The sequence below is a fragment of the Salinicola rhizosphaerae genome, assembly GCF_014652715.1.
Classification (GTDB): domain Bacteria; phylum Pseudomonadota; class Gammaproteobacteria; order Pseudomonadales; family Halomonadaceae; genus Salinicola; species Salinicola rhizosphaerae.
Genome location: NZ_BMZI01000003.1, coordinates 305,041 through 315,695, shown reverse-complemented (window position 1 = coordinate 315,695; position 10,655 = coordinate 305,041). Strand labels below are relative to the sequence as shown.

The following is a 10,655-nucleotide window of genomic DNA, read 5'->3' as shown; positions in this document are numbered from 1 at the left end:
GCCCTCGCTGGTTTTAGGCGCCGATGTCGGTCGGAGCGCCGCCGACAATCAGGCCGTCGGGTTCTGCTCGATACCTTGGACGTACCAGGGGGCGCCTTCACGCAGCGCACGCTTCAGGTGCCAGGTTTCGTTGAACTCGCTCTGCTCGCCGTTCTCTTCGAGAACGCCGTGGAACAGCACGGTGGCTTCGGCTTCGTCGCGGTACTCCTGCACGCTGCCCAGCTCGGCGAACAGGCGCACGATTTCGGTACGGTTGTTGGCCGGCTGCGCCTCGCGCTCGCGCTTGAGCAGGTTGTAGAGCTCCGGCGTGACGTACTCCTGGATGCGCTCGAGATCGTTGTTGTCCCAGGCGCGCTGCAGTGTCACGAAGTGCTCCTTGGCACCGCCGAGAAAACGCTCGCGGTCGAACCACTCGGGTTCCGCACCGATCGTGCTGCCGCCTGCGGCACTCGTCGCGGTGAAGGCGCTGTTCTGGGTGGCATTCCCCGGACCGGCATTCTGGCCTTGCGATTCGCGATGCTGGCCATGACCGGCCGCGTGACCCTGGCGCCGGCGCAGCGCTGCCAGCATGCGGAAGGCGAAGAACGCCACGAGCGCGATCAGCACGATGTCGAACATGCGCAGGCCGTCAAAGGCGCCGCCGAAGAACAGCGAGGCCAGCAGGCCGCCTGCCAGCAGGCCAGCCATCGGCCCGGCGAAGCGGGAAAGACCGGCGCTGGGCTGACGCGGTGGCGTGGACGCCGTGGCGCCGCGACTGGTCGATGGCGTCGACTGGATCGAGCGCGAATAGGAGCCGAAGCTCTTGCCGCCGCCGAATCGTTTGGCTTCGGCGTGATCGACGGCAGCGGTGAAGCTGAGCAGGCCGACCATCAACATGATGAGCAGATGGCGCATGGTGTTCTCCCCAAATGGCAGTGCCGCTGGCGAGCCGCCGTCAATGAGGCAGGCGGACCCGTCGCGGCGATCATAGTGAGATGCAGTATCGCAGACGCGAGTGAATGGAAGCTGAACGGCTGGCGCGTGACGGTCGCCGTCGGTCTCTCAATCGCGGTCCTTTTCGCGCCGCTTGAAGACCGGTTTGCCCGGCTTCGATTCGCCGGCGGCGTATCGATAACCGGCCACATCGAAGTCCGTCAGAGCTTGCGGATCGTCGATGCCCTCGCGAATCAGCCACGCGGCCATCAGGCCCCGCGCCTTCTTGGCGTAAAAGCTGATGATCTTGAACTGGCCGTTCTTCTCGTCTTTGAATACCGGCGAGACGACGTCCGCTTTCAACGCCTTGAAGTCGATCGCCTTGCTGTACTCGTTGGAGGCAAGGTTGACCAGTGTCGGGCTGCCGCTGGCCGCGATTGCTTGATCGAGATCGGCCGTCAGCGTTTCCTGCCAGAAGGCATAGAGATCCTTGCCGGCCGGGTTCTCGAGTCGGATGCCCATCTCGAGGCGGTACGGCTGGATCAGGTCAAGAGGGCGTAGTAGACCGTAAAGGCCCGAGAGAATCCGCAGGTGATCCTGGGCGAAAGCGTTTGCCTTCTTGTCGAAGCTCTCCGCTTCCAGGCCGACGTAGACATCGCCCTGAAACGCCTGTGCCGCCGGTTTGGCGTTATCGAGCGAGAACGGCGTCTGCCAGTCGGCATAGCGTGCAGCATTGAGGCCGGCCAGCTTGTCGCTGATACCCATCAGCTCGGAGAGCGCTTGGGGTGAGTAGCCGCGCAGAATATCGATCAGCTGCCGGCTGCGCTCGAGATAGTCCGGCTGCGTCACCTCCCGGGTTGTGGAGGGCGTCTCGAAGTCCAGCGTCTTGGCGGGAGAGATGATGCTGAGCATGGCGTTGATTCCTGGCTGTGAGATTCAGACCTGACGGCGAGCTTCAGACCTGACTGCGAGCGTCAAACCCGAGTCGCGGTCTCGTGACTTCGAGACCGCGACGTCGGGCTGCCTGGCAATCGTCAGGGACACGGGTTGGAGAGACGCCGATGCACCGCCTCGATCGACTCGAGAACCTCGTCCGATAGCGTCAACGCATCGCTTTCGATGTTCGCATCGAGCTGCTCGAGCGTGGTCGCGCCAATAATGTTGCTGGTGACGAACGGGCGGGACGTCACGTAGGCCAGCGCCATTTGCGCCGGGTCCAGGCCATGCTCGCGGGCGATATCGACGTAGGCTTGCGTCGCTTCCTGTGCCAGTTCCGAGGTGTAACGCGAGAAGCGCTCGAACAGGGTCAAGCGTCCCTGGGGCGGTTTTTGTCCGTCGAGGTACTTGCCGCTGAGCACGCCGAAGGCGAGCGGCGAGTAGGCGAGCAGGCCAACTGCTTCGCGATGGGCGATCTCCGAAAGGCCGATCTCGAAGCTGCGGTTGAGCAGGTTGTAGGGATTCTGCACGCTGGCGACGCGCGGCAATCCCTGAGTCTCGGCCAGATGCAGGCAGCGCATCACGCCCCAGGGCGTGTCGTTGGAAAGGCCAACGGCGCGAATTTTGCCGGCGTCGACGGCCTCTTTCAGCGCACTCAGCGTCTCCTCGAGCGGGGTCGCCATGCTGTCGTCGCCGGGCAGATAGCCGAGCTGGCCGAAGCAGTTGACGTGACGGTCCGGCCAATGCAGCTGGTAGAGGTCGATGTAGTCCGTCTGCAGACGTTCGAGGCTCGCCTCCAGCGCTTGGTGAATCTGCTCGCGCGTGTGGCGCGGCCCGCCGCGGAGATGTTCCAAGCCACGGCCGGCGCCGGCCGCCTTGCTCGCGATGATCAGATCGTCGCGCTTGCCGCGCTGCTTCAGCCAGCTGCCGATGTAGGCTTCGGTGCGGCCCTGGGTTTCGGGCTTGGGCGGTACCGGGTACATCTCGGCGGCATCGATGAAGTTGATGTCGGCGGCGATGGCGCGATCGAGCTGCTGATGCGCCTCGGCTTCGCTGTTCTGTTCACCGAAAGTCATGGTGCCGAGACACAGGCGCGAAACATCGATACCGGTCTGGCCCAGTGGGCGTCGTTCCATGGTGCACTCCCGATCCATCTGATGGGCAAAAAAGATGCCTGAAAATCGCATGTTACTGGGGTCGCGCAGAGGCGGCAAACACGCGCGTTCAACCGGGGGTTGAGTCGCCACGGCGGGAGGCGTATTCTTGCGGCCTTTCGCCGTCGGGGCCCCCTTTCGAGCGCGTTTCCTTCGCGTTCGGCCGGGACGACGGCGAGTCGATTCCGACGCGATAGCGCGAGCGTTACCCAGCAGCCGATCACCCTGAATGTTCCGCCTTCAGTGTGTTATCCGGTGCAGAACAAGATGCGTCCAGATCGACAGGGTAGTCCTGACCGTTGTCAGGCAGTCGTCGTCTTCAAGGTCACTGTCAGTTATGCCTCAAGCGTCTTCTCTATTTACGCGTTTCGAGTTCCGTCTGGCCACCCAGATCTGCTACACCCGCTGGATGACGCGCTCACCCGGCAAGCAGCGCCTGATGCTGCGCTGGTTCAAGCGCTGTGCCGACGCCGGTCATGCGCCGGCACGCTCGCTCTACGGCCGGGTACTGTTGCATCGGGGCATCTCCGCGCGCGAGAAATCGACCGGCGCTCGCTATGTGCTGCAGGCCGCGCAGCAGGGCGATTGCCATGCCCAGTTCCAGGCCGGTCGCATTTATGAACTCGGTTGCTCGCAGTACCAGCCCAATATCCAGCATGCGGTGACCTGGTACGCCCGCGCCGGCGAGAACGGTCACTGCGAAGCTGCCGAGCGGCTTGCCGCCGCCTATCGCGTCGGTGAGCTCGGACTGCCGAACGATCCGCTGCGCGCCGAAGAGTGGCAGCAGCGCGCACAGTATCTCGCCGAAGACGTCGAATCCGGCCAGCTGCAGACCGCACTCGTCGCTCACTAATTCCGCCGCGTTCGGCAGACTCCGCCTCTATGCCGCTGCTTTCCGGCCGGGATGAAGTCGAGCGGCAAGGCTGTCATGATGGCGCATCATCGGCGTCGCAAGATGAGACGGCATCATGAACCCGGAGCCTGCCACGTGCTGCTGCCTACCCTGCTAGACATCGAAGCTTCCGGTTTTGGCCGCGGCAGCTACCCGATCGAGATCGGGCTTGCCCGCGGTGACGGTAGCCGCTGCGCCTTTCTGATCCAGCCTGCCGAGGACTGGGGACATTGGGACCCCAAGGCGGAGCTTCTCCACGGTATCTCCCGCGCGCGCCTGATGCGCGAAGGCCACCCGGCACTCGAGGTCGCCCGCTGGCTCAATGGTGAACTCGCCGAAATCGGCATTGCCTACAGCGATAGCTGGGGCTACGACAACACCTGGCTCTCTCTCTTGTTCGACCAGGCCGGGATGCTGCCGCGCTTTCGCCTGGAGTCGCTGCGCCGCCTGCTTTCCGAAGAACAGCTGACCTGCTGGAACGAGACCAAGCAGGCGCTGATCGAAGAGCACGGCATCCGCCGCCACCGCGCCGGTGACGATGCCTATCTGCTGCAGTTGACCTACGTCACCTCGCGCCAGCGCTGCGGCTAAGGCGTCTTGCTCATCGCCACGGGCGCGATGGCTGCCACGCGGCCGGCCGCGCGTCAGTCCGTTACCAGCAGTGGTGCATCGAGCTCGGTCTCGAGCCACGCCAATACTCGATCCGTGCTGTCGTCGTCGCCCCGGTCCGGGCCGCGATAGACGGCGAGTCCCTGCGGCTGCAGCACACTCTCGCGCACGGGGTTGACCAGCGCGCCGCGGGCGAAGAGGTCGCCCAGCCCGCGTGCCCAGCCCAGTCCGATGCCCTGACCCGCAAGCGCTGCCTCGATCTCGACCGGATAGCTATCGTAGACCTCTGCCGGTGGCCCCAGTCGGCCGCGAAAACCGATGCGCTGCATCCAGCCTTCCCAATTCAGCCAGGCGTCGCCCTCGAGCTCGGTAAATGACAGCCGCGGCAGGCGCGCGAGGTCTTTCAGTGTCAGCGAACCCGCGGCGGCGACGGCGGGCGAGCAGAACGGAAAGATTCTCTCGGCAGCGGTCAGACAGACGACGTGGCCGCCGTCCGGCCTATCGCTTGCCTGGATTGCCAGATCGAAAGCGCTTTCCGCTTTGCTGAGTGGCTCCGTCGTGGCAGCCAGCTGGACCCGCAGATCGGGATTGGCGCGGTGAAACGCCGTCAACCGCGGCACCAGCCAGTACATGGCGAGGTAGAGCTCGATTCGCAGTACGACGTGGCCGCTTGGTCGGTGCGACTGGATCGCGCTGATGCCGCCATCGATCTCGGACAAGCCTCGTGCAACCGAGCGTGCCAGGGCCTCGCCATTCGCGGTCAGCTGTACCTGTCGATGACCGCGCACGAAAAGCTCGCTGCCGACATGCGTCTCCAGCTGGCGAATCTGACGGCTGATCGCTGCCTCGCTAAGCGATAGCTCCGCGGCAGCGCGCTTGAAGCTGAGGTGACGCGCCGCGGCCTCGAACGGACGCAGCGTCGCCAGCGGGGGGAGAGACGGGAAGCGAGTAGGCATTGATTGACTTTACCCAAACGCAAGCGAGGCGACAAATACATCGTGTGACGCCGAGCGTGATCAGGGCCAACATCCAGGCCAGGTTCGTTGACCATTCTGTAGCTCGAGCCGCCCGCTGATGGCGGCATCCACGTTTTCTGGTGCTCTCATGCTGAAACCCGTTCATCACTCGGTTTCCACCCACGCGGGCGTTGTCGGCCGCGATACGGGCGACGCGCCCATGATGCAGGGCGTACCGGCGATTCTGGCAGGCGTCGCCGCCATGGCCGCCGGCGATGCCCTGGTCAAGGTGATGGCGACAGAGGTGTCGCTTCTGTGGCTCATCGTGGCGCGTTCGGCGGCAGCGGTCGTGCTGCTGATGGCGCTACAGTGGATGACGGCCAGGGGGGCGGCGACGGGGGCTGTGAGAGGTACGGCGCGTCGTGGCGGCACCACCCGTACCCGAGCGCGCGTCAGGGCGCGTCATCGCGGTCTCATTGCGGTGAGAAGTCTGCTGCTCGCCGGCATGTGGCTCTGCTATTACCTGGCGCTACCGCACCTGTCGCTGTCGCTGGCCGCGGCGCTGTTCTACACCTCGCCGATCTTCATCTGTCTGTTCAGTATCGTGATCAAGGTGGAGTCGTTCAGCCCGCGGCGGGCACTGGCGCTGGGGGTTGGCGTGGCGGGTGTGGTGACCTCGCTCGAGCCCTGGCAGGCCGAGCTGAACGGCTACACGTTGCTGCCTGTGATCGCGGCCGCGCTGTATGCCGCTGCCCAGCTGATGACCCGCACGCGGCTGCGCGATGCCGACTCCACTTTTCTGGCGGCCGCGATGAATGGCGCGCTGCTGGCGTTGAGCGCCGTCATTGTCGTCGGTGGCCTGCTGCCCTGGGGTTGGGCGCCGTTCGGTCCCGCCCCGGAAACGGCGGCCTGGAGCTGGACGGGAGCCGGCATCATCGTGGCGCTGGCGGTGCTGATCAGCATCACCGCGAAGATGACCGCCAAGGCATTCCAGACGGGTTTGCCGACGGTCATTGGTATCTTCGACTACGCCTACCTGCTGTTTGCGGCGGGGCTGGGATGGCTCTGCTTCGGCGAGACGCCCGCCGTTCACAACTTGCTGGGCATGGCGCTGATCGTCGCGTCGGGTGCGATTTTGCTGCCGGGGTTGAGGCGGTTGATGCCCAACCGCCACTGAGGCGTGCCGACAAGTCTACGCCTGTCGCGACTGTGCCAGCCTGTCCAGCAGTGACTCGATGTCGGCGTCGGCGATCAGCGTGCGACGGGTACTGGCATCGAGGAAGCCGTGCTCGACGGTGGTATCGAGAAAGGTCAGCAGCGGCGAGTAGAAGTCGGCGACGTTGAGCACGCCGAGCGGCTTGTCGTGGAGTGTGAGGTAGCGCCAGGTCCAGATCTCGAACAGCTCTTCCAGTGTGCCGATGCCGCCGGGCAGGGCGATGAAGGCGTCGGCGTGTGCCGCCATCGCCGCTTTGCGCTCGTGCATGCTGTCGACCCTGATCAGTCGGGTCAGGCTCTGGTGCGACACCTCGCGCTGAACCAGATGCTCCGGCATCACGCCAATCACCTCACCGCCGCCGGCGAGGCAGGCGTTGGCCAGTCGGCCCATCAATCCGTTGCGAGCACCGCCGTAGACCAGCCCCCAACCACGGGCGGCGATGGCGGCGCCGAGCGCCTCGGTGGCCTCGACGAAACGCGGATCCTTGCCCTCTCGCGAGCCCAGATAGACACAGATTTGCACGTTGACGCTCCTTGCGATCATGGAAAAGGGTAACTCGGAAACTGTCGCTCGCCGGCGGGCCGTTCATGCAGCACTTGTGAGACCGCGCTCAGGGAATGCTGGCGGCGACATCGTACTGCTCATCGAGCCAGCGCCCGATGGCGTTGTCGCCGCAGAGATGGTGGGCGTACTGCGTGTGCAGGCAGCGTACCTGATCCCAGTTGGTGATGCCGCCGATGCCACGCTCACGCATCAGCTCGGTGTAGCCCCGGCGTTCAACTTCCGCGCGCTGGGCTTCGGTCATCCATTCCCAGCGCTGGCGCACGTAATCGGCGTGACTTTCGTGGTAGCTGGCCATCCATTCGGGATCCTGCTGCAGTCGCGCCTCGAGCTCCTTGATCACGCCGCTCGCCTCCAGGCGCGAAAGTACGACCTTGAGCTTCTCGCAGGAGAGCCAGTAGAGCGTGGGGAAGGGCGCATCGTCGACGATCGGCGCCATGCGCAGCACCAGCGGTCGACCGTGGCTATCCGTGGCGGCAACCGCCTCCAGCCCGCGTGGCGGGCGGCCGAGCTGCGCGGCGATGGTTTCGAGCTGCGCGTCAGTCGGCGCCTGATGGGGACGAATCACCATGGGGAGAATCCAGTATGACCTTGTTAGAACGAGCCACGGCGCGGTAGAAGGCCTGGCTCAGCTGCATCGGCGTTGGCGAGTAGGCGTGCTCACGCAGACAGAAGTCGCGAGCCCGCTCGACGAGCGCGGTCTGCAGCCGATTGAACGGCGCATCATAGTCGTAGGGGTCGGGGCCCGGCAAACGCAGATGCGGGTAGTCGGCAAGACGCTCCATGAAATAGCGCTCGAGCGCCGAGGCCATTGACCGATGGCGGTCGTGATCGTCGGGATCGATCCACAGATCGAAGTCGATGGCCATGACGTCAGCGCTTGGCCAGTGCTGCCACACGCGCCTCGGTCAGCGCGATCAGGTCGGCGGGCGCGAGCGTGATCTCGAGGCCACGTCGACCGCCGCTGACGTGAATCCGGGGCAGCGTCATGGCGCTCTCGTCGATAAAACTCGGCAGGCGTTTCTTCTGCCCGAGCGGGCTGATGCCGCCGACGAGATAGCCGCTGCTGCGTTCGGCGACGGCGATGTCGGCCATCTTGGCCTTGCGTGTGCCGGCAACCCTGGCCAGCGCCTTGAGATCGAGCGTGGCGTCGACCGGTACCATGGCGACGACGAGGCGGCCGTCATCAAGCTGGGCGAGCAAGGTCTTGAAGACGCTGGCGGCTGCAAGCCCCAGCGTGCGAGCGGCATCGAGGCCGTAGGAGTCGGATTCGGCATCGAGTTCGTAAGGTGTGACCACGTGACCGATACCGCGACGCTCGAGCAGACGGATGGCTGGCGTCATGCCGCATCTCCCTCGGCTTGTCGCCCGCTGCCGCGTGTTTCTATGCTGGTCAAATGATGAATACTCCCTGGCGCGACACGATTCGCCACCTGGATGAATGATGCCATGACTGAGCGCTGCGCCCTGTGCGGGCGATCGGTGCCGCTGACGCGCCACCATCTGATACCCAAGACGTTGCACCGCAAACCGCGATATCGCAAGCGCTTCGGGCGCGATTATCTCAACACGGCGGTGCTGTGGATCTGCCGGCCGTGCCACTCCCACGTGCACCGAACGCTCGACGAGCGCGAGCTGGCGGATGGCTACGCCGATCGCGAGGCGCTTCTGGCCCACCCCGATATCCGCGCCTTTGCCGACTGGCTGGGGACCAAGCCGGACGGTTTCGTACCCAAGCGTCAGGCTCGCAGGCGTCGCGGTTGAACAGAGTGGTGAGTCGAGGGCGAGCGCCGGAGTGGCGCTATCAGTGATCGAGCTCGCTCAGTGCATCAGATCAAACGCAGGCCGCGGAAATCCTGCCAGGCGTCTTCCAGCGGCTGCTCCAGGGACTCGCGCAGATGCGCCGGGAGCGCCGCCCGCGCGGCTAGCAGCGAGTCGAAGTCACGATTGTGTAGCCAGCAGTAAGCCCACGCACAGGCTTCGTCAGCCGTTCTCGGTGTCGGCTTTGCCGGCATCTGGATCAGCAGAAACAGCGCGGTCCTCGCCGCCCAGCGCGGCGGCGCGGTATCACCGCTCCAGGCTGTCAGCGTGGCACCATCGGGGGTCGATTCCGGCTCGCCCAGTTTGGCGATGCGTGCGGTATCGGCCAGAATCAGAGCCAGTCGATCGGGGTCGGCCTGGCCCAGCAGCAGCCAGTGCCCCACCAGCGCCGAGCTGCCCGCGACGACGCGGGCGTAGAAAGAGCGCGTGGCGGATCGAGAGGGCGACGAACGTTCGACCATGAATTTCCTGCTATCAACAATGACGAGAGAATTATCGTGAACTTCGATTTTGCCACGCATATCGACCGTCGCCAGCATCCGACGAAAAAATGGCAGCAGTACGACGAGGACGTGCTCCCGCTTTGGGTGGCGGACATGGACTTTCGCTCGCCACCGCCGATTCTCGAAGCGCTCGCCGACCGCGTCGACCACGGTGTCTTCGGCTACGGCGACACACCGAGCCGGCTCAAGCGCGCCCTCTGCGCCTGGAGTCGCGATCATTACGACTGGGCGATCGACGAAGCGTGGCAGCTGTGGGTGCCGGGGGTGGTTCCGGCTCTGAATCTGGCAGCGCTGGCGTTCAGCGAACCGGGGCAGGGCGTGCTGACGGCGACGCCGATCTATCCCCCGTTTCTGAGCGTGGCGAAGAACACCGGCCGGGAAGCGCAGACGTTCGAACTCGCCGAGCCGTCTTCACCAGGGCAGCCGTGGCGGCTGGATCTCCAGCGACTCGAAGCGGCGATAAAGCCCAACACTCGGGTACTGCTCTGGTGTCATCCGCACAATCCGACCGGCCGGGTCTGGCGCGCTGACGAGCTCGAAGGCTTGGCCGAACTGGCAGAGCGTCACGATCTGATCGTCGTCTCCGACGAGCTGCATTGCGACCTGATTCTCGACCCGAACGAGCCGCATCGTCCGTTGGGGCAGCGCTGCCCTCAGCTGGCGAAGCGATTGATCACGCTCTGGGCGCCTTCGAAGACATTCAACATTGCCGGGCTCTCTTCTGCGTGCGCGATCATCGCTGACGCCGATCTGCGCCGACGCTTCAAGACTGCGGCGTCTGGTTTGTTGCCGAGTGTCAACGTGCTCGGGCTCTCCGCTTCGCTCGCCGCTTATTCAGCCTGTGAGAGCTGGCGCCTGGCGCTGCTCGAAGAGCTGAACGCCAACCTCGCACGCGTGGCGGCCCACGTCGAGCAGTGGCCGGGCGTCTCCCTATCCGCGCCGGAAGCGACCTATCTGGCATGGCTCGATTTCCGTCAGAGCGAGCTTGCCGATGCGCCGCAGCAGCGGTTGCTGAAGGAAGCGCGCGTTGCCCTGTCGGACGGCACGGACTTCGGCTGGCCGGGTTTCGTCAGGCTCAACTTCGGCATGCCGGCA

The 10,655-nt window shown here is 64.9% G+C and carries 14 protein-coding genes; 5 read left to right on the top strand and 9 right to left on the bottom strand.

Annotated elements, in window-relative coordinates; genetic code table 11:
• Positions 1-48 precede the first annotated feature (48 nt).
• From IE125_RS07625 to IE125_RS07615, 3 genes are all read right to left on the bottom strand, one after another.
• Positions 49-894 carry a Tim44 domain-containing protein gene (locus tag IE125_RS07625; RefSeq protein WP_189444052.1) on the bottom strand — a complete coding sequence of 282 codons (846 nt, stop codon included), beginning with the start codon at positions 892-894 and terminating at the stop codon, positions 49-51.
• A gap of 147 nt (positions 895-1,041) precedes the next feature.
• On the bottom strand, positions 1,042-1,824 hold the full coding sequence (yaaA, locus tag IE125_RS07620) for a peroxide stress protein YaaA (RefSeq protein WP_189444051.1): 783 nt from the start codon (positions 1,822-1,824) through the stop codon (positions 1,042-1,044).
• A gap of 122 nt (positions 1,825-1,946) precedes the next feature.
• Positions 1,947-2,984 carry an NADP(H)-dependent aldo-keto reductase gene (locus IE125_RS07615; protein ID WP_189444050.1) on the bottom strand — a complete coding sequence of 346 codons (1,038 nt, stop codon included), beginning with the start codon at positions 2,982-2,984 and terminating at the stop codon, positions 1,947-1,949.
• A 355-nt stretch (positions 2,985-3,339) separates the two neighbouring features.
• On the opposite strand from IE125_RS07615, the gene IE125_RS07610 reads away from it, so the two are divergent.
• Both IE125_RS07610 and IE125_RS07605 read left to right on the top strand, forming a co-directional pair.
• Positions 3,340-3,855: a tetratricopeptide repeat protein gene (locus tag IE125_RS07610; protein ID WP_189444049.1), complete on the top strand. Its 516-nt coding sequence runs from the start codon at positions 3,340-3,342 to the stop codon at positions 3,853-3,855.
• Positions 3,856-3,990: 135 nt separating this feature from the next.
• Complete coding sequence (locus tag IE125_RS07605) at positions 3,991-4,485, top strand: hypothetical protein (RefSeq protein ID WP_229808981.1); 495 nt, start codon at positions 3,991-3,993, stop codon at positions 4,483-4,485.
• 53 nt (positions 4,486-4,538) lie between these two features.
• Here the strand turns inward: IE125_RS07605 and IE125_RS07600 are convergent, their stop codons facing one another.
• On the bottom strand, positions 4,539-5,459 hold the full coding sequence (locus tag IE125_RS07600; RefSeq protein ID WP_189444047.1) for a LysR substrate-binding domain-containing protein: 921 nt from the start codon (positions 5,457-5,459) through the stop codon (positions 4,539-4,541).
• Between the two features lie 148 nt (positions 5,460-5,607).
• On the opposite strand from IE125_RS07600, the gene IE125_RS07595 reads away from it, so the two are divergent.
• Positions 5,608-6,636 carry a DMT family transporter gene (locus IE125_RS07595; protein WP_189444046.1) on the top strand — a complete coding sequence of 343 codons (1,029 nt, stop codon included), beginning with the start codon at positions 5,608-5,610 and terminating at the stop codon, positions 6,634-6,636.
• A gap of 15 nt (positions 6,637-6,651) precedes the next feature.
• Here IE125_RS07595 and IE125_RS07590 read toward each other — a convergent pair whose 3' ends face one another.
• From IE125_RS07590 to ybaK, 4 genes are all read right to left on the bottom strand, one after another.
• A complete protein-coding gene (locus IE125_RS07590) occupies positions 6,652-7,197 on the bottom strand; it encodes an LOG family protein (protein ID WP_229808980.1) in 546 nt (181 codons plus the stop codon).
• Positions 7,198-7,285: 88 nt separating this feature from the next.
• Complete coding sequence (locus IE125_RS07585) at positions 7,286-7,807, bottom strand: DUF501 domain-containing protein (RefSeq protein WP_189444044.1); 522 nt, start codon at positions 7,805-7,807, stop codon at positions 7,286-7,288.
• Positions 7,776-8,105, bottom strand: a complete 330-nt coding sequence (locus tag IE125_RS07580; RefSeq protein ID WP_189444043.1) for a hypothetical protein — start codon at positions 8,103-8,105, stop codon at positions 7,776-7,778. Before IE125_RS07580 ends, IE125_RS07585 begins: the two co-directional genes overlap by 32 nt.
• Before the next feature lie 4 nt (positions 8,106-8,109).
• On the bottom strand, positions 8,110-8,580 hold the full coding sequence (ybaK, locus tag IE125_RS07575) for a Cys-tRNA(Pro) deacylase (RefSeq protein WP_189444042.1): 471 nt from the start codon (positions 8,578-8,580) through the stop codon (positions 8,110-8,112).
• Positions 8,581-8,685: 105 nt separating this feature from the next.
• On the opposite strand from ybaK, the gene IE125_RS07570 reads away from it, so the two are divergent.
• Positions 8,686-9,000 carry an HNH endonuclease gene (locus IE125_RS07570; RefSeq protein WP_229808979.1) on the top strand — a complete coding sequence of 105 codons (315 nt, stop codon included), beginning with the start codon at positions 8,686-8,688 and terminating at the stop codon, positions 8,998-9,000.
• Positions 9,001-9,065: 65 nt separating this feature from the next.
• On the opposite strand, the gene IE125_RS07565 is transcribed toward IE125_RS07570, so the two are convergent.
• A complete protein-coding gene (locus IE125_RS07565) occupies positions 9,066-9,518 on the bottom strand; it encodes a hypothetical protein (protein WP_189444040.1) in 453 nt (150 codons plus the stop codon).
• A gap of 36 nt (positions 9,519-9,554) precedes the next feature.
• Between IE125_RS07565 and IE125_RS07560 the strand changes: the two genes are divergently transcribed.
• Positions 9,555-10,655 (top strand): MalY/PatB family protein (locus IE125_RS07560; RefSeq protein WP_189444039.1); only part of this gene is annotated, 1,101 nt, incomplete at its 3' end.